This is a genomic window from Roseovarius bejariae, assembly GCF_009669325.1.
GTDB classification, from domain to species: domain Bacteria; phylum Pseudomonadota; class Alphaproteobacteria; order Rhodobacterales; family Rhodobacteraceae; genus Roseovarius; species Roseovarius bejariae.
In genome coordinates this window covers 1,311,125-1,334,754 of sequence record NZ_SZWE01000001.1, presented here as the reverse complement: position 1 = coordinate 1,334,754, position 23,630 = coordinate 1,311,125, and the positions used below count along the sequence as shown (strand labels likewise).

25 protein-coding genes and 1 tRNA gene are annotated in these 23,630 nt (G+C 62.8%); 18 read left to right on the top strand and 8 right to left on the bottom strand.

Annotated elements, in window-relative coordinates; all coding sequences use genetic code 11:
• Position 1: 1 nt before the first annotated feature.
• From rodA to FDP25_RS06365, 6 genes are all read right to left on the bottom strand, one after another.
• Positions 2–1,141: a rod shape-determining protein RodA gene (gene rodA / locus FDP25_RS06390; protein WP_154150010.1), complete on the bottom strand. Its 1,140-nt coding sequence runs from the start codon at positions 1,139–1,141 to the stop codon at positions 2–4.
• On the bottom strand, positions 1,138–3,057 hold the full coding sequence (gene mrdA, locus FDP25_RS06385; protein ID WP_154150008.1) for a penicillin-binding protein 2: 1,920 nt from the start codon (positions 3,055–3,057) through the stop codon (positions 1,138–1,140). Before mrdA ends, rodA begins: the two co-directional genes overlap by 4 nt.
• The gene (locus FDP25_RS06380) at positions 3,054–3,626 is read right to left on the bottom strand and encodes a rod shape-determining protein MreD (RefSeq protein WP_154150006.1); all 573 of its coding nucleotides are present in this window, start codon (positions 3,624–3,626) and stop codon (positions 3,054–3,056) included. Before FDP25_RS06380 ends, mrdA begins: the two co-directional genes overlap by 4 nt.
• Entirely contained in the window at positions 3,619–4,545 is a 927-nt protein-coding gene (gene mreC, locus FDP25_RS06375; protein ID WP_154150004.1) for a rod shape-determining protein MreC, read from the bottom strand. Before mreC ends, FDP25_RS06380 begins: the two co-directional genes overlap by 8 nt.
• Before the next feature lie 38 nt (positions 4,546–4,583).
• Positions 4,584–5,630, bottom strand: a complete 1,047-nt coding sequence (locus FDP25_RS06370) for a rod shape-determining protein (RefSeq protein ID WP_154150002.1) — start codon at positions 5,628–5,630, stop codon at positions 4,584–4,586.
• A gap of 153 nt (positions 5,631–5,783) precedes the next feature.
• Positions 5,784–5,858 (bottom strand) — tRNA-Thr (locus FDP25_RS06365).
• 251 nt (positions 5,859–6,109) lie between these two features.
• Between FDP25_RS06365 and murA the strand changes: the two genes are divergently transcribed.
• Both murA and FDP25_RS06355 read left to right on the top strand, forming a co-directional pair.
• On the top strand, positions 6,110–7,378 hold the full coding sequence (gene murA, locus FDP25_RS06360) for a UDP-N-acetylglucosamine 1-carboxyvinyltransferase (protein ID WP_154150000.1): 1,269 nt from the start codon (positions 6,110–6,112) through the stop codon (positions 7,376–7,378).
• Positions 7,375–7,842 carry a DUF2948 family protein gene (locus tag FDP25_RS06355; RefSeq protein ID WP_343031972.1) on the top strand — a complete coding sequence of 156 codons (468 nt, stop codon included), beginning with the start codon at positions 7,375–7,377 and terminating at the stop codon, positions 7,840–7,842. The genes murA and FDP25_RS06355 overlap by 4 nt, the downstream gene beginning before the upstream one ends.
• Here FDP25_RS06355 and FDP25_RS06350 read toward each other — a convergent pair.
• Positions 7,833–8,231 (bottom strand): c-type cytochrome, encoded by a 399-nt coding sequence (locus FDP25_RS06350; RefSeq protein ID WP_154149998.1) that lies wholly within the window; start codon positions 8,229–8,231, stop codon positions 7,833–7,835. The two genes, FDP25_RS06355 and FDP25_RS06350, sit on opposite strands and share 10 nt — an antisense overlap.
• Before the next feature lie 157 nt (positions 8,232–8,388).
• On the opposite strand from FDP25_RS06350, the gene hisD reads away from it, so the two are divergent.
• The 14 genes from hisD to FDP25_RS06280 all read left to right on the top strand — a co-directional run bounded on the left by hisD (position 8,389) and on the right by FDP25_RS06280 (position 20,597).
• Positions 8,389–9,693 (top strand): histidinol dehydrogenase, encoded by a 1,305-nt coding sequence (hisD, locus tag FDP25_RS06345; RefSeq protein ID WP_154149996.1) that lies wholly within the window; start codon positions 8,389–8,391, stop codon positions 9,691–9,693.
• A 285-nt stretch (positions 9,694–9,978) separates the two neighbouring features.
• Positions 9,979–10,533 (top strand): L,D-transpeptidase, encoded by a 555-nt coding sequence (locus FDP25_RS06340; RefSeq protein ID WP_154149994.1) that lies wholly within the window; start codon positions 9,979–9,981, stop codon positions 10,531–10,533.
• Between the two features lie 182 nt (positions 10,534–10,715).
• On the top strand, positions 10,716–11,195 hold the full coding sequence (locus FDP25_RS06335; RefSeq protein ID WP_154149992.1) for a UPF0262 family protein: 480 nt from the start codon (positions 10,716–10,718) through the stop codon (positions 11,193–11,195).
• Positions 11,196–11,201: 6 nt separating this feature from the next.
• Positions 11,202–11,663: an arsenate-mycothiol transferase ArsC gene (locus tag FDP25_RS06330; protein WP_154149990.1), complete on the top strand. Its 462-nt coding sequence runs from the start codon at positions 11,202–11,204 to the stop codon at positions 11,661–11,663.
• Positions 11,660–12,058, top strand: coding sequence for a ketosteroid isomerase-related protein (locus FDP25_RS06325; protein ID WP_154149988.1), 399 nt, complete (start codon positions 11,660–11,662; stop codon positions 12,056–12,058). Before FDP25_RS06330 ends, FDP25_RS06325 begins: the two co-directional genes overlap by 4 nt.
• The gene (locus FDP25_RS06320; RefSeq protein ID WP_154149986.1) at positions 12,055–12,639 is read left to right on the top strand and encodes a GNAT family N-acetyltransferase; all 585 of its coding nucleotides are present in this window, start codon (positions 12,055–12,057) and stop codon (positions 12,637–12,639) included. Before FDP25_RS06325 ends, FDP25_RS06320 begins: the two co-directional genes overlap by 4 nt.
• 219 nt (positions 12,640–12,858) lie before the next feature.
• Complete coding sequence (locus FDP25_RS06315) at positions 12,859–14,001, top strand: M24 family metallopeptidase (protein WP_154149984.1); 1,143 nt, start codon at positions 12,859–12,861, stop codon at positions 13,999–14,001.
• A 126-nt stretch (positions 14,002–14,127) separates the two neighbouring features.
• Positions 14,128–15,060 (top strand): lipid A-modifier LpxR family protein, encoded by a 933-nt coding sequence (locus tag FDP25_RS06310; RefSeq protein WP_154149982.1) that lies wholly within the window; start codon positions 14,128–14,130, stop codon positions 15,058–15,060.
• A gap of 88 nt (positions 15,061–15,148) precedes the next feature.
• The gene (locus tag FDP25_RS06305) at positions 15,149–16,213 is read left to right on the top strand and encodes a Hint domain-containing protein (protein ID WP_154149980.1); all 1,065 of its coding nucleotides are present in this window, start codon (positions 15,149–15,151) and stop codon (positions 16,211–16,213) included.
• A 256-nt stretch (positions 16,214–16,469) separates the two neighbouring features.
• Positions 16,470–17,090 carry a 30S ribosomal protein S4 gene (gene rpsD / locus FDP25_RS06300; protein WP_343031971.1) on the top strand — a complete coding sequence of 207 codons (621 nt, stop codon included), beginning with the start codon at positions 16,470–16,472 and terminating at the stop codon, positions 17,088–17,090.
• Positions 17,091–17,239: 149 nt separating this feature from the next.
• Entirely contained in the window at positions 17,240–17,866 is a 627-nt protein-coding gene (locus FDP25_RS06295) for a hypothetical protein (protein ID WP_154149978.1), read from the top strand.
• Between the two features lie 116 nt (positions 17,867–17,982).
• The gene (gene hisC, locus FDP25_RS06290) at positions 17,983–19,068 is read left to right on the top strand and encodes a histidinol-phosphate transaminase (RefSeq protein ID WP_154149976.1); all 1,086 of its coding nucleotides are present in this window, start codon (positions 17,983–17,985) and stop codon (positions 19,066–19,068) included.
• Positions 19,065–19,988 carry a prephenate/arogenate dehydrogenase family protein gene (locus FDP25_RS06285; RefSeq protein WP_154149974.1) on the top strand — a complete coding sequence of 308 codons (924 nt, stop codon included), beginning with the start codon at positions 19,065–19,067 and terminating at the stop codon, positions 19,986–19,988. The genes hisC and FDP25_RS06285 overlap by 4 nt, the downstream gene beginning before the upstream one ends.
• Positions 19,989–19,991: 3 nt before the next feature.
• A complete protein-coding gene (locus tag FDP25_RS06280) occupies positions 19,992–20,597 on the top strand; it encodes an extensin-like domain-containing protein (RefSeq protein ID WP_154149972.1) in 606 nt (201 codons plus the stop codon).
• A gap of 118 nt (positions 20,598–20,715) precedes the next feature.
• Here FDP25_RS06280 and FDP25_RS06275 read toward each other — a convergent pair whose 3' ends face one another.
• Entirely contained in the window at positions 20,716–21,723 is a 1,008-nt protein-coding gene (locus tag FDP25_RS06275) for a DUF2125 domain-containing protein (protein ID WP_154149971.1), read from the bottom strand.
• A gap of 69 nt (positions 21,724–21,792) precedes the next feature.
• Between FDP25_RS06275 and FDP25_RS06270 the strand changes: the two genes are divergently transcribed.
• Both FDP25_RS06270 and FDP25_RS06265 read left to right on the top strand, forming a co-directional pair.
• Positions 21,793–22,323: a gamma-glutamylcyclotransferase gene (locus FDP25_RS06270; protein WP_154149968.1), complete on the top strand. Its 531-nt coding sequence runs from the start codon at positions 21,793–21,795 to the stop codon at positions 22,321–22,323.
• 68 nt (positions 22,324–22,391) lie between these two features.
• Positions 22,392–23,630, top strand: a complete 1,239-nt coding sequence (locus tag FDP25_RS06265; protein ID WP_154149966.1) for a biopolymer transporter ExbB — start codon at positions 22,392–22,394, stop codon at positions 23,628–23,630.

Genomic DNA, 23,630 nt, shown 5'->3' with positions numbered 1-23,630 from the left:
GTTACCTCGGTTTGTGAATATGTGCGCTTTGGACGAAACCAAATCCCAGCATGAGGATCAACATGGCCGACCCCCCGTAGCTGACCAATGGCAAGGGGACACCGACCACTGGCGCCATGCCCATCACCATCGACATATTGACCGCGAAGAACAGGAAAAAGGTTGTCGCGATGCCAAGTGTCATCAGTGATGAAAATCTGTCCCGGTTGGACAGCGCTATGGACACGCAGAAGACAAGGATCAACGTGTAAAGCAACAAAAGAGAAAACCCACCGACAAAGCCGAACTCTTCGGCCAGTGTAGTGAAGATGAAGTCGGTGTGTTTCTCTGGCAGGAAGTTGAGCCGCGATTGCGTGCCCTGCATGAACCCCTTGCCCGTCCATCCGCCCGAGCCAAGGGCGATCTTCGACTGTGTGATGTGATACCCCTTGTCGAGCGGGTCCGAGGCGGGATCAAGGAAAGTATCCAGCCGGTCATAGTGATAATTCCGCAGGATTTGCCAATCGGTCCCCCGTGATTGGAACACCGCGAAAATCAGGCCTGCCGCCATCGAGAAAACAGCCGCGAAATAGGCCCAATGTACGCCCGCAAAAAACATCATCGTTGCTCCGGCAAGCATCAACAACAAAGCGGTACCAAGGTCAGGTTGTGCAAAAACAAGACCGGCCGGCACAAGGATGATCACCACGGGAACCAGTACCCAAAGCGGATGCGAAGTTTTCTTCACGGGGAGCCAGTCATAGTAGGCGGCCAGAAACATCACGAGACTGATTTTCATCAATTCCGATGGCTGAAGCCGCATGAAGCCAAGGTCGATCCAACGCTGTGCGCCCCCTGCGCTGGTGCCAAAGAATTCGACGGCCAGCAACAGTAGGACCGATAGGCCATAAGCGACCCCGGCCATGTTGCGCCAGAACCAGATCGGCACCATGGCCACTGTGAACATGATGGCAAAACCAAGGGCAAAGCGCTTGATCTGTGGCTCCGCCCAAGGGCTGAACGATCCGCCCGCCACCGAATAGAGCATCAGGAAACCGACACTGGCAATCGCCGCCAGCAGGATTGCCAAGGGCCAGTTCAGATAAAGCACCTTGCGCAGCCCGGTTGGTGTGGTTTTCACCGTGTATTCAAGATAACTCATGCCCGATCGCTCCTGCCATCGTTAGGACGTGTGCGAGCACGGCGCAGTTCCTCTTGCTGGGATTGAATGCGCCTGCGATCCTTGGACGGGTAGGCAGACAGCGGCGGATCCTCTCCATATAACGCCTGAAGCGTGATGTCGCGGGCGATCGGTGCCGCCGCCCGTGAGCCGCCGCCACCGTGTTCCACGACAACCGATACGGCGATTTTTGGAGCATCGAAGGGTGCGAAGTTCACGAAAAGAGCGTGGTCCCGCTGCTCCCAAGGAACGGAATTGTTATCCACCACGGCCGAACGAACCTGACTGGTGCCGGTCTTGCCTGCCATGCGAAAGGCATCCTCGATGATGCGGCTGGAATAGGCCGTGCCCCGTCGGCTGTTGGATACCGCATACATCGCTTGCCGGATGTGGCGCAGGTTGTTTTCGTTCAGGCCCATGTCGTCGCCATGGCCTGTGGGACTTTCGACGCCGTCGATGGAGCGAATGACCCGAGGGGCAACCGACCGTCCGGTGGCCAACCGCGCCGCCATCACGGCCAATTGCAGAGGGGACGCCAGAACGTCACCCTGACCGATGGCAGCGTTCACGCTATCGCCAATCACCCATTCGGCATCCCGCACCCGGCGTTTCCAGTCCTTCGTCGGGGCCAGGCCCGCCGCAACCGAAGTCAGTGGCAAATCGTGCTTTATGCCAAGGCCCAAACGTTCGGCCATGGCGCTAATGTTTTCGATCCCCGTGCGCAATGCCAACTCATAGTAATAAACATCGCAGCTTTCACGAAGCGAACGATGCATGTCCACATTTCCGTGGCCCGCGCGTTTCCAGCAATGGAAGCGGCGACCTGCAACCTCAAGGTGGCCAGGACAGTAGATCGTTTCCTCGGGGTCGATCGTGCCTGCTTCCAAGGCGGCCAGAACGGTAACCATCTTGAACGTCGATCCAGGCGGGTAGACACCCTGCACTGCCTTGTTGGGCAGCGGACGATACTTGTTTTCCAGAAGCTCTCTGTAGTTGGGCACGGAAATGCCGCGTACAAAGAGGTTGGGATCGAAGGTCGGGGAGGACACGCAAGCCAGAAGATCACCCGTGTCACAATCCATCACAGTAGCCGCGGCACTTTCTCCGGCAAGGCGCGCGCTGATATAGGATTGCAAATCCGAGTCGATGGTCAGTTGAACATCGGTTCCGGGTTGGCCTTCCTGCCGCTCCAGTTCACGCATGACATGCCCACGCACGTTGACTTCCACCCGCTTCGTGCCAGCCTTGCCGCGCAAGGCATTTTCATACGCGGCTTCAATGCCGAACTTGCCGACCTGAAAGCGCGGGATGCGCAGAAGTTGCTCGGGGGCGTCAATGCGGGTGCGATCACGTTCGGAATAGGGCCCGACATAGCCAACGATATGGGCATAATCACCGATCCGGGGATAACGCCGCGAAAGCCCCACCTCGGGCGCAACACCGGGCAGGGCCGGGGTGTTCACGGCAACGCGGCTGATGTCGTCCCAGCTGACCCTGTCCGCCACGGTCACGGCGGTGTCGCCGCGGGCCTCGCTGAGGTCACGTTTCGCGCGCTCCAGTTCCTCGGGGGTAAGCTCGACAAGCTGGGCAAGACGCGCAATGACATTGTCCACATCGCCGGCCTCTTCGGGAACCATCGTGATCCGGTAACTCGGCACGTTCTCTGCAACGGTCACGCCGTTGCGGTCGAAAATGCGCCCGCGCGTCGGTGGCAAAAGCCGAATGCTGATCCGGTTTTCATCGGCCAGAAGGCGGAATTCATCGGCCTGCTCGACCTGCATGTAGCGCATTCTAAGGGCCAGCCCGCCCATGAATAGCGCCTGTGCACCACCCACGATCAACCCGCGTCGCGTGATCAAACGCTGGCTTTGCGCGCTATCGCGGCCCGGGCGTCTCATGTCCGGGCCTCCATCCCGTCAATATCCCCAGGCGCCAGTTTGCGCACCCCGAACAGAAGTTGAGACAGGGCAACGATAAGCGGGTAGATGGCGATCGTTACAAGCGCCTGCATCAAGGTCGGGCTCAGCGGCCCTGTCTCGATCATCATCACGCCCAGAATGATCCTGTAACCAAGGAACATCGCAAGCGTTGTTGTCGCCACGTTCAGCCATTCCACCGGGAATGTCAGGTCGCGCAGCCCCGGCGCGCGCGACCGCAGGGCCTCGCTCCCGACAAGGGCAAGGGCCGCCCAAAGACCCGGCGGGCGCTGCAACAACAGGTCCGACATCAGGAATGTTCCCGCCACCAGAAGGGGCGGGACATACTCGGGTCGCCGCAAGACCCAGGCAAAGGTGATCGCCAGATGCAGGTCCGGCCCGGTCCAGATGCGTTCCAGAAACGAGGGCGCCGATAGAGGCGAGGGACGCGCCACATCGATCGGCAGCAGGTGCAGAAAAACCAGCCCAAGCCAGAGCGCGACATAAACCAGCCGTTTTACATAAAGCCGTGTCGTGTTGCGTTCAGCCATCTGCGGGCCCTCCCTCCGCAGACAGGGCGTCATCGGGTGCCGCGTCCGGTGGGGCCGTATCCAGTGGAACGATCAAGGCGCCGGGGTCCTCGATCGTCTCATATCCGTAGCTGCGCAACACGCGCAGGAATTCCAGCCGTTCATAATCCGCAGCCAGCCGGACACGCATACGCCCGCCCGGATCTTCGGCCAGACGTCCAATGACAAGGCCCGCAGGAAAGACCCCGCCATCGCCCGATGTCAAAACCCGGTCGCCCGGGCGGGCCTGATCCGGGGTTTCGATAAAGCTGATCGGCGGGGCCAAGGTGTTGTCACCAATCATCAAGCCGCGCTGCCCCGACGGCTGGATCGTCACCGGAATCCGGCTGGACGTATCGGTCAGAAGCACCACGCGTGCCGTATTCTGCCCAACCCCGGAAATCCGGCCGACAAGGCCCAGGCCATCCATCGCGGCCCATCCATCAACAATCCCGTCCCGCGCACCCACGTTGATCAGCACCGATTGCCGGAAGGGCGATCCGCTGTCGGCCATGACCACGCCGGTCACGAAGGTCAGCCTTGGATCGACCCGCACGTTGTTGAGGTCCAGCAATCGCGCGTTTTCATCGCGTAGCTGCACGGCGGCTTCTTTCCACGCCTTCATCTTCTTCAGCTCGCGGCGCAGTTCCTGATTTTGTTCATACAGTCGCTGATAGCTCTGGAAATCGCGCAGGATATTCACCGCCCCCGTCACCGGCGCCATGGCCCAGTCGAAGTTGGGCACGACGCGGTCGATCACCTGCGCGCGAAACCGCTCGACGCGGGGGCTGTCGATCCGCCACAGCAGGAAAATACCCACGAGGCACAGCAACAGGACCCCGATCAACAACCGTTTCAGGGGGCCTTTGTAGTCATCGTTCTGTGCGCGGTCCCTGGCCAAAGCTTTCCCTTCGCCTGTGGAACGAAAATCTGCGCCTGTCAGCTATCGTAGTCAATCGCCGGGCGAAGCTGTTTCTCGAATTCCAGCGCCTTGCCGGTGCCAAGTGCGACGCAGTTCAGACTGTCATCGGCAATCGACACGGCCAGCCCCGTCTGCTCACGCAGTGCCAAATCCAGATCGCCCAGCAGGGCGCCGCCCCCGGTCAGCATCACACCGCGATCCACGATATCCGCGGCCAGATCGGGTGGGGTGGCTTCCAATGCGGTCATAACCGCCTCGCAGATGGTTTGCACCGGCTCGGCCAAGGCTTCGGCCACCTGTGCCTGACTGATCTCGGTTTCTTTCGGCACACCGTTCAACAGGTCCCGGCCACGGATTTGCATCGAGGCCCCGCGCCCGTCGTCGGGCATACGCGCCGTGCCGATCGAAGTCTTGATGCGCTCGGCGGTGGATTCACCCACCAGAAGGTTCTGTTGACGGCGCAGGTAGCTGATGATCGCCTCGTCCATGCGGTCACCACCCACACGGACCGAGCGAGCATAGACGATGTCACCCAGCGACAGAACGGCCACTTCGGTCGTCCCGCCGCCGATGTCGACCACCATGTTGCCGGTCGGGTCGGTGATCGGCATGCCCGCACCGATGGCCGCCGCGATGGGTTCGGCCACAAGGCCCGCGCGGCGCGCACCCGCCGAAAGGACCGATTGCCGAATGGCGCGTTTTTCCACCGGGGTCGCGCCGTGCGGCACGCAAACGATGATCTTGGGCTTCGAGAAGGTCGACCGCTTGTGTACCTTGCGGATGAAATGCTTGATCATCGCCTCGGCGGTGTCGAAATCGGCGATCACACCCTCGCGCATCGGGCGGATCGCCTCGATGCTGCCCGGTGTCCGGCCCAGCATCAGCTTGGCATCTTCGCCCACGGCCAGCACTTTCTTCACGCCGTCCTTGACGTGGTAGGCCACCACCGAAGGTTCTGACAGGATGACGCCGCGGCCCTTGACATAGACCAGCGTGTTCGCGGTCCCGAGGTCGATTGCCATGTCCGATGAGAACAGGCTGGGAATATTCTGAAAAAGCGGCATATGTGTCGGCGTCCTGTGATCCGAATAGGTATTGGGGCCGCGACTCGGGCAGAGGCGGGCCGCAGCCCTTATAGAGCGGGGCTAGGGCGGGTGAAAGGGGCACTTTTGACCGCTTGCGCCGACATGCGCGTCAATCCGCCAAAAAAAGGGAAATGGTGCTGCTGGGGAGGATTGAACTCCCGACCTCACCCTTACCAAGGGTGCGCTCTACCACTGAGCTACAGCAGCAACTCGTGGCGCGCTCCTTAGACCCTTCTTTACGAGGGCGCAAGGGTTATCTGGACGCTTTTTTGCACCTGCTGTAGGAAGGGGGTATGGAAAAAAAGACGCCCACCCAAAAGCCCGGCAAACGGGCCGATGACCGAGAAGACCGCCTCAAGGCGGCCTTGAAGGCCAATCTTGCAAGGCGTAAGGCGCAAACGCGTGCGCGCACGGCACCAGATGAGGCAAAACCGCCCGAGCAAAAGGACAAGTAACCGATGGATTCGATTATCGTGAAGGGCAATGGCCCATTGAATGGCCAGATCCCGATCGCGGGGGCGAAAAATGCCTGCCTCACGCTGATGCCCGCCACGCTTCTGAGCGATGAACCGCTGACGCTGACCAATGCGCCGCGCCTGTCGGACATCAAGACCATGTCGGCCCTGCTGCAATCACTGGGCTGCGAAGTGTCGCAATTGCAGGACGGTCAGGTTCTGGTGATGTCGAGCCACGCGCTCGACAACCACGTGGCCGACTATGACATCGTGCGCAAGATGCGCGCTTCGATCCTTGTCCTAGGGCCGATGTTGGCGCGGGATGGCCATGCCGTTGTTTCGCTGCCCGGCGGCTGCGCCATCGGGGCGCGGCCCGTTGACCTGCATCTCAAGGCGCTGGAGGCCATGGGTGCGGAGTTGGAACTGAAGGAAGGCTACGTGCACGCCAAGGCCCCCGGCGGGCTCAAGGGGGGCACGTTCGAATTTCCCGTTGTCTCTGTCGGGGCCACCGAGAACGCCCTGATGGCGGCGACGCTGGCGAAGGGCACGACCGTCCTCAAGAACGCGGCGCGCGAACCCGAGATCGTCGATCTGGCCGATTGCCTGCGTCGCATGGGGGCGCAGATCGAGGGTGACGGCACCGACACGATCACCATTCAGGGCGTTGACCGCCTTGGCGGGGCGACGCACCCGGTTGTCACCGACCGGATCGAACTGGGGACCTATATGCTGGCCCCGGCGATCTGCGGCGGCGAGGTGGAGTGCCTTGGCGGTCGAATCGACCTGCTGGGGGCCTTCTGCGAAAAACTGGACGAAGCGGGCATCGCAGTGACGGAAACCGAAAAGGGCCTCAAGGTTGCGCGCCGTAATGGCCGCGTTCGCGCCGTGGACGTCACGACCGAACCCTTCCCCGGATTCCCCACCGACCTTCAGGCCCAGATGATGGCCCTGATGTGTACCGCCGAAGGCACCAGCGTTCTGGAGGAAAAAATCTTTGAAAACAGGTTCATGCACGCGCCCGAGCTGATGCGCATGGGGGCCGAGATCGACGTGCAGGGCGGCACCGCTACGGTGACCGGGGTCGAGCGTCTCAAGGGCGCGCCCGTCATGGCCACTGACCTGCGCGCCAGTGTTTCACTGATCCTCGCGGGGCTTGCCGCCGAAGGGGAAACCATCGTCAACCGGGTCTACCATCTTGATCGTGGCTATGAACGGGTCGAAGAGAAACTGGGCAATGTCGGCGCCCATATCGAAAGGGTTTCAGGACAGTGAGCGAAGACGCCAAATTCGAAGACGGGGCCGAGGCCCCGCTGAACCTCGGGGCCATGGACCCCGAGGATTTGCAGGTTGTTTCGTCGCTGGCCCAGGACGCGATTTTCCCCATCACCGAGATGACGTGGCGCGCCGCCGAGCGGCGCTTTGCCATTCTGATCAATCGCTTCCGCTGGGAGGATCAGGGCCGTGATCGCCACGCGCCGGAACGTGTGCAATCCCTTCTGGTGATCGACAACGTGCTGCGCGTGGCCAGTCAGGGTATCGACCGCAATGATCGCGATACCGTGCTGTCGCTGCTATCCGTCACCTTTGAACCGGGCGAGGAAGGCAGCGGTCACCTGATCCTGACGCTGGCGGGCGACGGGGCCATCAGGCTTGAGATCGAGGCACTGGATGTCACCCTCAAGGATGTCACACGCCCCTATCGCGCGCCGTCGGGCAAGGTGCCGGATCACTCCTGAATGGATTCAAGATACAGCGCGAGTGAAAGAACACGCCCGCGCACCAGGGTTTCGGCGCCGTAGGGCCCGGCGTTCTCGACATCCGCCTGAAACCGCTTGCCCCAGACCGGCATCGGATACCCATGCCCCTTGATCCCGGGCCGACCGTCGATTGTGTGGATCACCCTCAGCATGGGAAAAATCCCGTCATTCTGGGCGCTTAGGTTGGTCAGCGGCGGCACCGGAACGGTCATCAACTCGGCCAGCGGGCCGTTGCCATCTGCGGATTCACCGTGGCATGTCGCGCAACTGTTCATGTATTCCGCTTGGCCCATTTCATCAGCGGCCGCAGGCATCAGGCCCAAGGCAAGAAGGATGGCGGCAGAGGATATGGTCGTCAGTTTGCTCATGGCGGATTTCCTTGTGTTTTTTCGGGCCTCGCTGGCCCTCTTGCATCCTGAGAAAAGATCACGAGGCCTGCGTTGACGGGCGTCAACGGCCCCTGCGTGCTTGAGGCTTCGGGCGCATCGGTCTAAGGGAGGCACAGCAACCAACGGAGGCCCTGCCATGCCGGTTTTTCTTGACGCCAGTGCCGATGATTTCGAGGCACAGTTCACCGCCCTGCTGAGCGCCAAGCGCGAGGATTCGCCGGATGTGGACGATACCGTGGCCGCGATCATCAAGGACGTGCGCGAACGGGGCGATGCGGCCCTGATCGAGCTGACCGCCAAGTTCGACCGGCTGGAATTGACGCCTGAAACGCTGCGATTTTCCACCAGTGAAATCAATGAGTTGGTCGCACAAGTCCCGACCCATGACCGTGAGGCGCTGGAGCTGGCGGCCGAACGTATCCGGGCCTATCACGAACGCCAGAAACCTGCCGACGAAAGCTGGACCGACGAGAGCGGGGCCACCTTGGGCTGGCGCTGGACGCCGGTGTCGGCGGCGGGGTTGTATGTGCCGGGGGGCTTGGCCTCTTATCCCTCATCGGTGCTGATGAACGCCATTCCGGCCAAGGTGGCGGGCGTCGAACGCCTTGCCATCGTGGTGCCCACACCGGACGGGCAGGCCAACCCCCTGGTCCTGCTGGCGGCGCAGATCGCGGGGGTGGACGAGATCTATCGTATTGGCGGGGCACAGGCCGTCGCGGCCTTGGCCTATGGCACGCAAAGCATTGATCCCGTTGATAAAATCACCGGCCCGGGAAATGCCTTCGTGGCTGCGGCCAAGCGCCGGGTGTTCGGCAAGGTGGGCATCGACATGATCGCGGGGCCTTCGGAAATCCTTGTCATCGCCGACCGCGACAACAACCCCGAATGGCTGGCGCTGGACATGCTGAGCCAAGCCGAACACGACGAAAGCGCGCAGGCCATCCTGATCACCGATGACCCGGCCATGGCCAAGGCCGTGGAAGCGGCGGTGGAGCGCAACCTCACGAGCCTTGAGCGCCGCGAGATCGCCGGTGCAAGCTGGCGCGATTTCGGGGCAGTCATTATCGTACAAGACCTTGATAAAGCGGCGGAATTATCAAACCGGATCGCGCCGGAACACCTTGAGCTTTGCGTGGCTGATGCCGAAGGTCTGAGTGAAAAGATCACCCACGCCGGGGCCATTTTCCTTGGCGCATGGACGCCCGAAGCGATTGGCGATTACGTGGGCGGGCCGAACCACGTGCTGCCCACGGCGCGCTCGGCGCGGTTCTCATCGGGCCTGTCGGTGATGGACTTCGTGAAGCGCACCACGCTGGCCCGCATGACCCCGGAATCCCTGCGCGCCATCGGCCCCGCTGCCGAAACCCTCGCCATTTCCGAGAGCCTGGAAGCCCACGGATTGAGCGTGCGGGCGCGGTTGAATCACCTCAACGAGGGGTGAGCCCTGCGAATCGGAGCTAACCCCTTGGGTTAACGGCAAAAACCACCTTCTGCACCGCGTCGGCAAGACGTCGGTATCGCGTCGGTATTTTTTGCCGACACCCCCGAAATTAACAGGGCGCGCGGTGAGAAATGTACGAAACGTACGTGCGTTTCGTACGTAACCCGGCACCGACAAGCCACGATCTCGAAGCCTCACGCGAATAAACACATTCGTGATTTGAAACGTGATGTCGCCCCATGTTGGATGCCCGCGAAAACCGGGTAGGAAACCATGGAGCAGAACATGAAAACACTTATGACCCGACGCGCGGTGATCGGGCTTGGCGCGGCGATGCTGGCCGCCCCCGCCGTACAGGCCGCCCCCGGGCAGGGCGTTCGCAGGAATATTTCCAGCTTTGCCACGATGGATTGGCGCGATCACTTCGACGATCTGAAACACGGTGCAATCGTCGCCGATACGAAATCGCGCGCGCTGCATTTCTGGTCGGAAGATGAAAGCCTGTACAGGCTGTTTCCAACCTCGGTCCCACGCAGTCCGGAACTGACGAAACTGGGCTATACGCGCATTATCAAGAAAGTGGCCGGGCCCAGCTGGACGCCCACGCCCTCCATGCGGGAGCGCGACCCAAGCCTGCCGGTCACGATTCCGCCGGGGCCAGAGAACCCCATGGGGACGCATGCATTGCACCTGTCGTGGCAGTACTACCGTATTCACGGCACGCATGACACGCGCAAGATCGGGCGCAGATCATCCGATGGCTGCATCGGCCTTTACAACGAAAAAATCGCCGAGCTTTTCGACCTGACGGAGGTCGGCACCCAGGTTCGGCTGATCTGACGATTGAAGCTTCGCAGGCCGCACAGGACGGAATCTCGTTGTGTGGCCTGCCCCGCGATGCGGCGCCGCATCCCGCAAGCCACAACGCCGCAAAATCCCCATGCCCCGTCGCGGCCCTGCATTGCCCAATGGGCAACCCTGCGCTAGGGAACCTGCGAACGACCGCCGTGAGGGGATGACCCATGTCCTATATCAGTCACATCGAGTTGGATGACGCCAACCTGCCGCCGCCCACGCCCGAGATCGAGCAGGAGCGCAAGGTGGCGATGTTCGACCTGATCGAGGAAAACTCCTTTGCGCTGCCCGAACGCGAGGGGCGCGAGGTGCCCAAGGGGCCTTATCGCGTGGCGCTGTCCATTCGCGAAAAGCGGCTGGTCTTCGATATCCGCACCGAAACCGATGACCCGGCGGCGGAATTTCACCTGTCGCTGTCCCCCTTCCGGCAGGTGGTCAAGGATTACTGGGCGATCTGCGAAAGCTATTTCGATGCGGTCAAGAACATGCCGCCCAGCCAGATCGAAACCATCGACATGGCCCGCCGCGGCATCCACAACGAGGGTGCGCGCATCCTTGAAGAACGGCTTGAAGGCAAGGCCAGCGTCGATAGCGACACGGCCCGGCGCCTGTTTACCCTGATCTGCGTTTTGCATTTCGGGGGGTGAGGCGGGATGGTGCAGGAGCTTCCCCAATCGGTGCTCTTTTGCTGCGACCACAATGCCGTGCGCTCGCCCATGGCCGAGGGCATCATGAAAAAGCTTTATGGCACCGATACTTATGTGCAATCCGCCGGTGTCAAAAGCGATCTGGAGATCGACGGGTTTTCCATCGCCGTCTGCGACGAGATCGGCGTGGAACTGGCCCGGCACCGCACCCGCAGCTTCGACGAGATGGAGCAATGGGGCGATGACCTGTCGTCTTTCGACCTGATCGTGGCGCTGAGCCCCGCAAGCCAGCGCCGGGCGCTGGAACTGACGCGGGTGTTCCACCTTGAGGTGGTCTATTGGCCGATCATGGACCCGACCGGATTGGGCGAAACGCGCGAGGCCAAGCTGGAGGCTTATCGCCAGACCCGTGATCAGATCATCTCACACCTCACCGAGCGTTGGGGCGACCCAAGGAGCGAACCATGAGCAAATCCACGATCCAAGCCTATTTCGACGCCTTCAACCGGGGCGATGTGGCCGCCATGCTGGCCTGCCTGTCCGATGACGTGGCGCATCACGTCAACGAAGGCGCGGTGCGCACCGGCAAGGATGCCTTCCGTGCCTTTTGCGAGCATATGAACCGCTGTTACCGCGAGACCCTGACCGATATGGTGGTGTTCGAGGCCGAGGGCGGCACCCGTGGGGCGGCGGAATATGTGGTGAACGGCACCTATCTGGAAACCGACGAGGGGCTGCCCGAGGCCGATGGCCAGACCTATCGCTTGCCTGCCGGGTCGTTTTTCTCGCTCAAGGATGGGCTGATCACCCGGGTTGTGACCTATTACAACCTTGCCGACTGGATGCGACAGGTTTCCAAATGATCCGGGTGGAGCGGCTGACGGGCACGGCGCTGACCGCGGCGCTGGGCGATGTGGCGCGCCTGCGGATCGAGGTGTTCCGGGCGTGGCCCTACCTCTATGATGGCGATGCCGCCTATGAGGAGTCCTACCTGCAAACCTACCGCGACAGTGCGGATGCGATCCTTGTCGGGGCCTTTGACGGCGATCGGCTGGTCGGTGCCTCGACCGGCACGCCGATGCAGGACCACGCCGAGGATTTCGCGGCGGCCTTCGCCGGTCAGGATATACCGCTGAGTGACATCTTCTACTGCGCCGAAAGCGTACTCTTGCCACAGTACCGTGGCCAAGGCATCGGTCACGCGTTCTTCAATGCGCGCGAGGATCACGCCCGCGCCCTTGGCCATGGCCATGCGGCCTTCTGTGGGGTGCAGCGGCCCAAGGATCACCCGTTACGGCCAAGCGATTACAAACCGCTTGACGCCTTCTGGCGCAAACGTGGCTATGCGCCGGTCGAGGGTGCGGTGGCACGGTTTTCATGGAAAGACATCGACCAAGAGGCCGAGACCGACCACCCCCTGCAATTCTGGATGCGCCGTCTGTGAACGTAACGCGCAGGAATGCGCGGACGGTTGCCGCATAGGCCAGTTGATGGAAGGGAACCGGGGGGGGTGGGCCAATGCAGGGATTCGCCTGCGTGGCCTGGATGATCGGCGCTGATCCCCGTGCTTTGTCGTGCAAAGGCCGGGAAAGGGCGCAATCGGGACAGGTGCCGCGCCGCGCTGCGCCGACCATATCCCGAACACCCCAAGGGAGCGCGAAAAATGCACAGCAACCCATTCAGCGACGCCGAATTGGACCGCCGCCTTGCCGCGACGCGCAGGGCCATGGCGGCGCGCGGGCTGGACATCGCCCTTTTGTCCGCGCCCGAGAATATCTTTTACCTGATCGGGTTGGATCACTGGGGGTATTTCGCGCCGCATGTCCTGATCGTGCCGGCGGAGGGGGACATGATCCTGATCACCCGGCAGATGGAGCAGGTGGCCATTCGCAACATGGTGCGCAACGCCGATTTCGTGGGCCATAGCGATTCCGAGTCTGCCGCTGATGTGCTCTTGCGTCATATGGCGGGCAAGGCGGCTGGGAAGGTCGTGGGGCTTGAGGAGATGTCCTCGGGGCTGGCCTATGGCATGGGCGTGCAGATCAAGGCGGGGCTTGGAGCGGCCGCGTGGCAGGACATCACCGGCATGGTGGATCATCTGCGGCTTGTGAAGTCGCCCGAGGAACAGGGCTTCATGCGGCGCGCGGCCAAGGCCGCCGACGCAGGCACGCAGGCGGCGATTGCCGCCGTGCACGACGGCGCGGCGGAGGCCGATGTGGCTGCCGAATGCCTGGCCGCCATGACCCGCGCGGGCGGCACCCCGCCGGGGTTCGGCCCTTTCCTGCGCCCCGCCGCGCGCATGGCCGAGGAACACACGAGCTGGGGCGAGGGGACACACCGCGAGGCGGTATTTCTTGAGATCGCGGGCTGCGTGGCGCGGTACAACGCGCCGATGGGGCGGCTGGTGAATATCGGCGGGATTTCCGACGAAGACGCCGAGATGGCCGAGCTTGCGCAACGCGCCTTTGCCGCCACGCTGGAGGCGCTGAAGCCGGGGGTCTTGGCGAGGGACGTTTACAACGGCTGGCAGGCGGTGGTGGATGCCGCCGGTATGCCCGAATACCGCCGCCATCACTGCGGTTACCTGGTGGGGATCGGCTTTCCGCCGTCGTGGACGGGCGGGCCACGGGTGACGGGGTTGCGGCATGACTCGGATCTGGTGATGCAGGAGGGGATGACCTTCCACCTCATGTCGTGGTTCACGGAAACCGGACGCGGCAATTTCTTTGTGTCCAACACCGTTCTTCTGGGCCCGGACGGGGCCGAGTGCCTGACCACCACACCGCCGGGGCCGCATATCGCCTAGGGTTTGCGGCGAGCGGCGCAAATCGGACACACCCCTGCGCGGCTGACATCTGACAACTGGTCAGATACCCGCCGGGGTGGTATTCGGGCCAATGCCGGGGGGCGATGAATTTGGAATGGAACGCAAATGACGCGCCTTTTTGCCGCCGTGTTGGCCACGGCCCTTGCCTTGACTGGTCTTGCCTCTTCATCCGCACAAGCCGAAAGCGGGCGACAGTACCTTGGGCATGGTCGCCTGATCACCAATGATGTGATCGGTGACGGCTTTGACCGGTGGCGCACCGGCTCTATCGCGCTCAGCTATCTTTGGGGCCCCGAGTGGCAGGGGCAGCGCCCGGATGCCTTCGGCCGGATGCTGGAGCTGCGCTTCAACGCCGAGATCATGGGGCCGGAAAACCTTGTGGCCCCGGCCGCCGGCGACCGCCCGTATACACAGGCCCTCACCATGGGGGTGCACAGTCATTTCATGGCTGGTGCCGCCGAGGTGGCGCTGGGCGCCGATGTCACCGTGACAGGACCGCAATTGGGCTTCGATGATGTGCAGGAGACGCTGCACGACGTCATGGGCGGGCGCGATCCCTCGCCCGTCACCACGGCGGGGCAGATCGGCAACGATGCCCACGCAACCGCGGTGATGGAGATGGGCCGCACCTATCGGGTGGGGTCGGGCACCGGCCTGCGCCCCTTCGTCGAGGCATGGCTTGGCGCGGAATCCATGGTCCGGGCCGGGGCCGACGTGATGTTCGGCGGTCTGGGGCAGGGCGGCCTGATGCTGCGCGAGCCGGTGACCGGGCAGCTTTACAAGGCCATCGACGATCGGACCCATGGCCTCAGCTTCGTGCTGGGCGGCGATGTGGCCTATGTGGACGATAGCGCGTTCCTCCCGTCATCGCGTGGCTACCGCCTGACCGATACGCGCAACCGCCTGCGTGCTGGCGTGCATTGGGAAAGCGCCAAGGGCACTAAGCTGTTCTACGGGGTCACGTGGCTGGACAAGGAATTCAAGGCGCAGCGCGAGGCCCAGGTTGTGGGTTCTGTGCGTCTCGATCTGAAATTCTGACCAAAACCGAATCGTGGGGGCTTCCCAGAGTGATTCGGTTTTGTTAACGTCCCGTTAATAAAAAAATAAATAGGCAGGCATACAGGCAATGAAGACGGGCTTTCGTGGCGCGTTTGTCATCTCCTGGTCGCAGACGGAAGTGGACGGACTCGACTCCGCACCGATCCAATCCCTTAGTGTCGGGGCCGCTTGGTCTTGGCGGGGTGACGCGGTGCGCGTGGATGGACCCAACGAGGTCCTGCGACTGGAACAGGCAGACGACGGAACAAACTGCCGCAAACGGGCGGCACGACTGGTGCGGCGCCTTGTGGGTGCGGCACGGACCAACACAAGCGACATTGACAGCGTCAAGGTGAACGATCCCCTGATGGACAGCGGGTTCGTTGTCACCGATGGGGCGCGCAGCTTTACCGTGACCTTGATCGAAGTGGGCGGCGGCACGCCGCCCCTCTTGCTGTTTGTCGATGAAATCCCCCCGCGCAATACGGAAATGTGGGTGGTGCACCAATCGCTGGAAGGGTTGCGGCACCCCTCGACCGGGCCGGAAACCGGCGGGGTGATCTGTTTCACCCCCGGCACGCGCATCCATACCCCCGATGGCCCGCGCCTGGTGCAAGACCTGCGCGAAGGCGACATGGTGCAGACCAAGGACAACGGCGCCGAGGAAATCCAATGGATCGGCCAGCGCCGTATGACTGGCGCCCGGCTTTTCGCCATGCCCTACCTGCGGCCCATCCGCATCAAGGCAGGCGCGTTTGGCGGCGACCGCCCGGATGAGGAGCTGCTGGTCTCGCCCAGCCACCGGATGCTTCTGGAAGGCGACGAGGCGCGCGCGCTGTTCAACACCCCCGAGGTTCTGGTCACGGCCCGCGATCTGGTGAACCAGTCCACGGTCACCGTGGACGCGGCCCTGCGCGAGGTGACCTATATCCACCTCATGCTGCCGCGCCATCAGGTGCTTTGGGCCAATGGCGTGGAGACCGAAAGTTTCCACCCCGCCAGCACGGCCTTGTCCACACTGGCCGACGAGGACCGCGCAAGGCTTCTGGCGCTCAACCCGCACCTCGAAAGCGAGCCGCACACCTACGGCAGTTTCGCGCGCCGCAGCCTGAACAGCTCCGAGGCGGCGATCCTGCTGCACGAGGCGGCCTGAGACAGCTGCATTTGCGTGGTTGACTCTGCATCTGACGCGCGTATAAGCGCGGCTTCATTGGTGTTGGTGGCCCCCGCAAGGGGAACCCTGTCAGGCGCCGGGAAACCGGGTAAGACCAGAGGACAACGCCCTTTAGCAACGGCACGAGGCTGACCGCCTGACTGCCCCACGGTTTGAGCTGAGACGCGATTTCAGCCCGAAAAGTGGGAACCGGTTATCGGATCAAGCTGAAATGCCACCATAAAGGAGATCAGCCGTGACCAAACGCACGTCTGCCAAGTACAAAATCGACCGCCGGATGGGCGAAAACATCTGGGGTCGTCCGAAATCCCCCGTCAACCGCCGTGAATACGGCCCCGGCCAGCACGGTCAGCGCCGCAAGGGCAAGATGTCCGACTTCGGCCTGCAACTGCGCGCCAAGCAGAAGCTGAAAGGCTACTACGGCGACCTGACGGAAAAACAGTTCCGCCGCATCTTCTCGGAGGCCGAGCGCCTGCGCGGCGACACCGGTGAGATTCTCATCGGTCTGCTGGAGCGCCGTCTGGACGCGGTCGTTTACCGCGCCAAGTTCGTGGCCACCATCTTTGCCGCACGTCAGTTCGTGAACCACGGCCACGTCCGTGTGAACGGCAAGAAGGTCAACATCCCCTCCTACCGCGTGAAAGAAGGGGACGTCATCGAGGTCCGCGACCGTTCCAAGCAGATGACCGCGCTTCTCGAAGCCACCCAACTGCCCGAACGTGACGTTCCCGATTACATCGAGGCCGACCATTCCAAGATGACCGCAACCTTCGTCCGCACCCCGGGCCTGGGCGATGTGCCCTATCCCGTGCAGATGGAACCGAACCTCGTCATCGAATTCTACGCGCAGAACTAAGACCTCTGCGCCACAGGATCCAAGGCCGCGACGGGGAAACCCGCCGCGGCTTTTTCTTTTTGTGTTTGGGATGTAGTGTAAACGACGTTGTAACTTATGGATTTTGTGGCACGTCTGGCCAGTGCTTCGGTTAAGGGATATTTTGCAGAATGAGCGGTGTTTCAATCGACGTTTTTTCGCACGGCGAACTCAACACCATTCTGGATGCCGATGAACACGTGATCTGGACAGGGCGGCCCGAATATGGACGCCGGTTCTTTCAGCCTATCGGAGCCGAGCGAACTCGCCTTATCTCGATGATATTCGGTGCCTTGGCGATGTGGAGTACCTTGCCTTTCATCCCGGATAACGCGTCATTTGGGCGATTTGATGCCATATGGGTGTACAGCGCTGCGTCGCTTGCTTTCTTATGTACCGCGATGTGGTCGGCCCATGAAAGGCAAACGGTCCTCTGCACTTTGCTCTATTTTGTAACCAACAAACGTTCCATTGTTTGCCGCCGCGGGCGCAACTGGCACGCTGGAACCCGGCTTTATGTGGTGTCGAACGCGCATTCCGCGACCTATCCGTACGAGATTTTTGCGACCCGTCCCCACCCATCCCTGAGAGTCGGGACGTTATTGGATCAACAAGAGCTTAATCCATTTGGATTTGGGCTCTCCCATTCCGGCCAACCGGTTCATTGGGGGGCGCTCACTGTGCCAGTCGCTTTCGAGCAAGTTCCGAATGCCGCTGAGCTACTTGCGATGATTAACTCCAACCTGGGCTACGATTGAACAGGGCATCGCCCCACCCAATGGATGCAGCAAGGCGACACATTATCAGGCGTACGTTTTTGGTTCTGGTCAAGGCCAAGGGGCAAAGCTAGAACCGCGCCAAGGGAGATGTCCACATGACCAAGATCACACCCCAGCCGGGGATCATGGATATTGAGCTTTACCAGGGCGGGGCCAGCCACGTGGCGGGTGTTTCGAACGTGGTCAAGCTCAGCTCGAACGAAAACCCCTTCGGTCCCAGCGAGGCCGCGAAAGAGGCGTTCCGCAAGGCGGCCTATGACCTGCACCGCTATCCCTCGACCGATCACCGCGCCCTGCGCGAGGCGATTGGCGAGGTGCACGGGGTCGATCCGGCGCGCGTGGTCTGTGGCGTGGGCAGCGATGAGATCATCGCCTTTCTCTGCCAAGCCTACGCCGGGCCGGGCGACGAGGTGATCCACACCGAACACGGCTTTGCCATGTACAAGATCAGCGCCATGGCCAATGGCGCAACCCCCGTCGAGGTGCCCGAGCGTGAGCGCGTGACCGATGTGGACGCGATCCTTGCCGCCTGTACCGAGAACACCAAGCTGGTGTTCATCGCCAACCCCAACAACCCTACCGGCACCATGATCGGTGACGGCGAGGTCGCCCGGCTGGCCGAAAACCTGCCCGATCACGTGCTTTTGGTGCTGGACGGGGCCTATGCCGAGTACGTCGAAGGCTACGACGGCGGCGCGGGCCTTGTGGACAGCCGCGAAAACGTGGTGATGACCCGCACCTTTTCCAAGCTTTACGGGCTGGGCGGGTTGCGCGTCGGCTGGGGCTATGGCCCGCAGCATGTGGTCGATGTCCTGAACCGGATGCGCGGCCCTTTCAACCTCAGCCAAGCCGCCCTTGTCACCGCCGAAGCGGCAGTGCGCGACGAGGCGTGGGCCACCAAGTGCCGCGAGGACAACACCCGCCTGCGCGCATGGCTGGCCGAGGCCCTGGCCGAACATGGCGTGCCCTCCGACACCTCGACCGCAAACTTCATCCTCGCCCGCTTTGCCAGCCGCGCCGAGGCCGAAGGCTGTGACGCGCACCTTAAATCCGAGGGCCTGATCGTGCGGCCGGTGGCGGGCTACAACCTGCCGCATTGCCTGCGGATCACCGTCGGGGACGAGGCAAGCTGCCGCCGGGTGGCCCATGCGGTGGGCCAGTTCATGGGGAACGGGGCATGAGTGCCGCGCCGATCTACGACCGCGTGGCGCTGATCGGTCTGGGCCTGATCGCCTCGTCGATGTTCTGGGCGATGAAACGCCACGGTCTGGCCGGCGAAGTCACCGGCTTCGCCCGCTCCGAGGCCACCCGCGCCACCGCGCGCGAGATCGGCCTGTGCGACCGCGTCTGCGACAGCGCAGCCGAGGCCGTGGAGGGGGCGGACCTCGTCGTGCTTTGCGTGCCCGTGGGCGCCATGGGCGCCGTCGCCGCCGAAATCGCCCCGGCCCTGAAACCCGGCGCCACGGTGTCCGACGTGGGCTCGGTCAAGAAAGCGGTGATCGAATCCGTCGGCCCGCATCTGCCCGAAGGCGTGCATTTCGTCCCCGCCCACCCGCTGGCAGGCACCGAACATTCCGGCCCCACCTCGGGCTTTGCCGAGCTTTTCGAAAACCGCTGGTCCCTGATCGTCCCGGTCGAGGGCAGCGACCGCGAGGCCGTGGCCCGTGTCGAGGCGCTTTGGCAGGGCATGGGCGCGCTCACCGATGAGATGGATGCCGAACACCACGATCTGGTCCTCGCCGTCACCTCCCACGCGCCGCACCTCATCGCCTACACCATGGTCGGCGTGGCCGATGACCTGCGCCGCGTGACCGATAGCGAGGTCATCAAGTACTCCGCCGCCGGGTTCCGCGACTTCACCCGCATCGCCGCCAGCGACCCGACCATGTGGCGCGACGTTTTCCTCACCAACAAGGAGGCGACGCTGGAAGTGCTCGGTCGCTTCACCGAGGAACTCTTCGCCCTGCAACGCGCCATTCGCACGGGTGACGGCGACCACCTGTTCGATTACTTTACCCGCACACGTGCCATCCGGCGCGGTATCATCGAGGCGGGGCAAGATACCGATGCCCCTGATTTCGGACGTGTGAAAAAGGGTTGATCCATGCGTGTTGCTTTGCTTATCCCATTGATTTTAATGGGGTGTTCCCTTGTCGGGGGGCGTTCCAACGACCCCGTCGTTTCCTCCAAAGGCTCGGTCTGCGGTGACCCGTCGATCAAGGGCGTCGTGGTCGGCCCGGTTCCCGGGAACGGCGCCTGCGGCATCGACGCGGCGGTGCGCGTGACCTCGGTGGGCGGGATCACGCTCAGCCAATCTTCGCTGATGAACTGCCGCACCGCGCGCACCCTCAAGGGCTGGGTCGATAGCGGCCTGACACCCGCCGTCGGCAAGATGGGTGGCGGCGCCACTGGCCTCAAGGTCGCGGCGCATTATGCCTGCCGCACCCGCAATAGCCGCCGCGGTGCCCGCCTGTCGGAACACGCCAAGGGCAACGCCATCGACATCGCCGCAATCCAGTTGCGCGACGGGAATGACATCACCGTGCTCAACGACTGGAACAAGGGCCACAAGGGCCGCGTTTTGCGCCAGTTGCACAAAAGCGCCTGCGGCCCCTTCGGCACGGTGCTCGGCCCGAACTCGGACCGCCACCATCAGGATCACTTCCATTTCGACACGGCAGAGTACCGAAGCGGCTCCTACTGCCGGTAAGTCGGCGGTGCGCCATCAATGCGCACCATACGGCATCCGCCCACCCGGGGTTTCATCTTTCCAAAAATACTCTGGGGGAGGCGCCCGCAGGGCGTCGGGGGCAAGGCCCCCAATCCACTTACCTCAACCGAATAACCGGCGACGGCCCGATCGGCACCGGCCCCAGCATCACCCGCCCCGAGCGGAACCCAAGCGGAATATCCAGTGTCTTTGGGTTTCCCGCCATCTGCGACAGAAGGGAAAGCCCGTCTTCCAGCGTCCCGGCGAACCCCTCCGGGATCGCCCCCGCCGTCACCGCCAGTTCCAGGATCTCGCGCCAATTGCGGGCCTTGACCGTGATCTCGCCGGTGGGCACGCCGCGCGCATCCACCGTCACCTCGCCCGCCGCCTGAAGCTCCAACCGCCCCCAGCGGGCCTGCGCCAGCTTGACGTTGATTCGCCGGGGCTGTGGCCGGGCCTCCTCGATCGCGCCGCGATCCCACGGCTTGTCGAACTCCACCACCATATCGGCCTGCAAGGCTTCCAGCGCCTCGGGCAGGCTGCCGCGCGGGTCAAGCTGCGCGCGCACCGGCACCGAGGGCGCGACACCGTCGGCCCGCAGGCCAAACCGATACGTCGGGTCGGTACGGACGGGCACCGTCTCAACGGCAAGGCTCAGCGCTTCGATGCGTGTCGGCTCGTCCCGGCCTGCGGGGGTCACCTCCAGCGCCTCCGCTGTCAGCGTGCTGCGCTTCAGGGGCAGGCGGGTGCTTGCACCCACCACCACGCTGGCCCGCATGTCACGGCTCTTCACTTCGTATTTCTCAACCGGAGTGGCGATCAACTGCTGGTCCGGCCAGACGGCGATCACATGGCCGGGGTTGTAGCTCAGCGCATTGATCTGGAACCGCGGCGCTTCCCATGCCAGCCCGGTGTCCGGATCGGCCAGCGCCAGATTCTCGATCACCGTATCGAACCGGCTGGGAAAGCCTTGAACGGTCAGGTCGCTGTATTCGGCCATCCAGCCCTCGGTGCGCCGCTCCCCGAACCACGCGGCAAAGCCCGATTGCACGCCGCTTGATCCGATATACCAATATCCCGACCAAAGCGCGACAACCGCGATCAGAAGTGCCAGCAACAAACGCATGGGCCATGGCCCCCTTTTCTGCTCTCTCGGGATGGTGTTTAAGGCCTGTGTGGCAAGAGGAACAGCAAAATGACGATGTGGGTTTTCGGCTATGGGTCTTTGGTGTGGAATCCCGGGTTCAACGTGGCCGAACGGGTGATCGCCACGCTGCCCGATTATCACCGCAGTTTCTGTATGCGGTCGATCCATCATCGCGGCACCGAAGAAGCTCCGGGCCTCGTTCTGGCGCTGGATGCGATGGAGGGCGCGCGCTGTCATGGCGTGGCGCTTTCGGTGGCGGCGGGCGAGGAAGACCAGACACTGGCCTACCTGCGTGAACGAGAACTGGTTTCGGCGGCCTATCTGGAGCGTCTGTTGGAGCTTGAATTGGCCGATGGCCGGGTGGTCGAGGCGGTGACCTACGTGATCGACCCCGACCATGTGCAATATTGCGGCGGCCTGGACCTCGAGGAGCAGGCCCGCATCATTGCAAGCGCCGTGGGCGGGCGCGGCCCGAATACCGAATATCTTTACAATACCGCCGCCCATCTGCACGAGCTGGGTATTCGCGATGCCGAACTGGACTGGCTAGCCGAGCGCGTCCGGCATTTATGCGCATAAAACCTTGGCTTAGGGGGTTTTGACGCGTAGGGTTGACGCAACAAGAACCACCGCCGGGAGCCGTGCCAATGGCGCAGCCGGACCGTGAGGTCGAGCCAAAGTTTTCACATCCCCTTCGCCAGATCACGCTGATGCTGATCGTGTTGGGGCTGACGTGTTTCGGGGCTTTCCTGGCCCTGCCGCGCGTCTTGCCCGTCTTTCAGGCCAACCCCTATCTCAACGGGTTTATCCTGTTTGTCTTTCTGATCGGCGTGGTCGCCTGTTTCTGGCAGGTCTTTCAACTGATCGGTTCGGTCCGCTGGATCGAAGGCTTCGCCGCCGAAACGCCGGGCCATGAAATGACGAAGGCGCCACAGCTTCTGGCGCCGCTTGCCTCGCTTCTGCGGCAACGCGGCAAGAAGCGGATGCAGATCGCCCAGACCTCGGCACGTTCGATCCTCGATTCCGTCGCGCAACGTATCGACGAGGCGCGCGAAATCACCCGCTATATCGTCAACATGCTGATTTTCCTCGGGCTGTTGGGCACCTTCTATGGTCTGGCCACGACGGTTCCGGCGGTCGTCGACACCATCCGCAGCCTTGCACCGCAAGACGGCGAAGGCGGGGTTGAGGTGTTCAACCGCCTGATGACCGGGCTCGAGGCGCAGTTGGGCGGCATGGGCGTGGCCTTCGCCTCCTCGCTTCTGGGGCTGGCCGGCTCGCTTGTCGTGGGGTTGTTGGAGCTCTTCGCGGGCCACGGCCAAAACCGCTTCTACCGCGAGCTTGAGGAGTGGATGTCCACCATCACCCGCGTCGGCTTTGCCGGAAGCGACAGCGAGGCCACGGGCGAGGCCGCGGCTGTTGCCCCGGTTATCGATTACATGGCCGAGCAGATGGAAAGCCTGCAAATGATGCTGACCCAATCGGATGTCAGCCGCTCCATGGTCGATGAAAAACTTGGCGTGCTGGCCGACTCCGTCGAACGCCTGACCCACCGGATGAGCGATACCAACCCCGTGAACACCGCCCTGACCCGCGTGGCCGAGGGGCAGGAACGCCTGATCGAACTGATGGAACGTCAGGGCGAGCACACGGGCGAGGCGGGGCTGGATGCCGAAAGCCGGATGCGCCTGCGCTCCATCGACGTGCAGATGTTGCGCATCCTCGAAGAGATCAGCGCCGGACGGCAGGAAACCATGACCGAGCTGCGCACCGATCTGGCGGCGCTCTCCACCGCGATCCGCTCCCTGCCGCGCAGCAGCGGCCCGCAACGCGCCCGCGGCACCGGGCAAGCACCGCGGCCAACGCCCCCAACGCAGGAGGGCTGA

What these genes read in the sequence shown, in the direction of transcription:
- FDP25_RS06340 (WP_154149994.1), top strand. Translation starts at nt 9,979, where the DNA reads ATGAAAACACTTATGACCCGACGCGCGGTGATCGGGCTTGGCGCGGCG.
- FDP25_RS06285 (WP_154149974.1), top strand. Translation starts at nt 19,065, where the DNA reads ATGAGTGCCGCGCCGATCTACGACCGCGTGGCGCTGATCGGTCTGGGC.
- FDP25_RS06320 (WP_154149986.1), top strand. Translation starts at nt 12,055, where the DNA reads ATGATCCGGGTGGAGCGGCTGACGGGCACGGCGCTGACCGCGGCGCTG.
- FDP25_RS06330 (WP_154149990.1), top strand. Translation starts at nt 11,202, where the DNA reads ATGGTGCAGGAGCTTCCCCAATCGGTGCTCTTTTGCTGCGACCACAAT.
- FDP25_RS06270 (WP_154149968.1), top strand. Translation starts at nt 21,793, where the DNA reads ATGACGATGTGGGTTTTCGGCTATGGGTCTTTGGTGTGGAATCCCGGG.
- FDP25_RS06350 (WP_154149998.1), bottom strand. Translation starts at nt 8,231, where the DNA reads ATGAGCAAACTGACGACCATATCCTCTGCCGCCATCCTTCTTGCCTTG.
- FDP25_RS06315 (WP_154149984.1), top strand. Translation starts at nt 12,859, where the DNA reads ATGCACAGCAACCCATTCAGCGACGCCGAATTGGACCGCCGCCTTGCC.
- hisD (WP_154149996.1), top strand. Translation starts at nt 8,389, where the DNA reads ATGCCGGTTTTTCTTGACGCCAGTGCCGATGATTTCGAGGCACAGTTC.
- FDP25_RS06310 (WP_154149982.1), top strand. Translation starts at nt 14,128, where the DNA reads ATGACGCGCCTTTTTGCCGCCGTGTTGGCCACGGCCCTTGCCTTGACT.
- mrdA (WP_154150008.1), bottom strand. Translation starts at nt 3,057, where the DNA reads ATGAGACGCCCGGGCCGCGATAGCGCGCAAAGCCAGCGTTTGATCACG.
- FDP25_RS06280 (WP_154149972.1), top strand. Translation starts at nt 19,992, where the DNA reads ATGCGTGTTGCTTTGCTTATCCCATTGATTTTAATGGGGTGTTCCCTT.
- FDP25_RS06325 (WP_154149988.1), top strand. Translation starts at nt 11,660, where the DNA reads ATGAGCAAATCCACGATCCAAGCCTATTTCGACGCCTTCAACCGGGGC.
- FDP25_RS06380 (WP_154150006.1), bottom strand. Translation starts at nt 3,626, where the DNA reads ATGGCTGAACGCAACACGACACGGCTTTATGTAAAACGGCTGGTTTAT.
- rodA (WP_154150010.1), bottom strand. Translation starts at nt 1,141, where the DNA reads ATGAGTTATCTTGAATACACGGTGAAAACCACACCAACCGGGCTGCGC.
- FDP25_RS06335 (WP_154149992.1), top strand. Translation starts at nt 10,716, where the DNA reads ATGTCCTATATCAGTCACATCGAGTTGGATGACGCCAACCTGCCGCCG.
- hisC (WP_154149976.1), top strand. Translation starts at nt 17,983, where the DNA reads ATGACCAAGATCACACCCCAGCCGGGGATCATGGATATTGAGCTTTAC.
- FDP25_RS06275 (WP_154149971.1), bottom strand. Translation starts at nt 21,723, where the DNA reads ATGCGTTTGTTGCTGGCACTTCTGATCGCGGTTGTCGCGCTTTGGTCG.
- FDP25_RS06265 (WP_154149966.1), top strand. Translation starts at nt 22,392, where the DNA reads ATGGCGCAGCCGGACCGTGAGGTCGAGCCAAAGTTTTCACATCCCCTT.
- FDP25_RS06370 (WP_154150002.1), bottom strand. Translation starts at nt 5,630, where the DNA reads ATGCCGCTTTTTCAGAATATTCCCAGCCTGTTCTCATCGGACATGGCA.
- FDP25_RS06305 (WP_154149980.1), top strand. Translation starts at nt 15,149, where the DNA reads ATGAAGACGGGCTTTCGTGGCGCGTTTGTCATCTCCTGGTCGCAGACG.
- FDP25_RS06295 (WP_154149978.1), top strand. Translation starts at nt 17,240, where the DNA reads ATGAGCGGTGTTTCAATCGACGTTTTTTCGCACGGCGAACTCAACACC.
- murA (WP_154150000.1), top strand. Translation starts at nt 6,110, where the DNA reads ATGGATTCGATTATCGTGAAGGGCAATGGCCCATTGAATGGCCAGATC.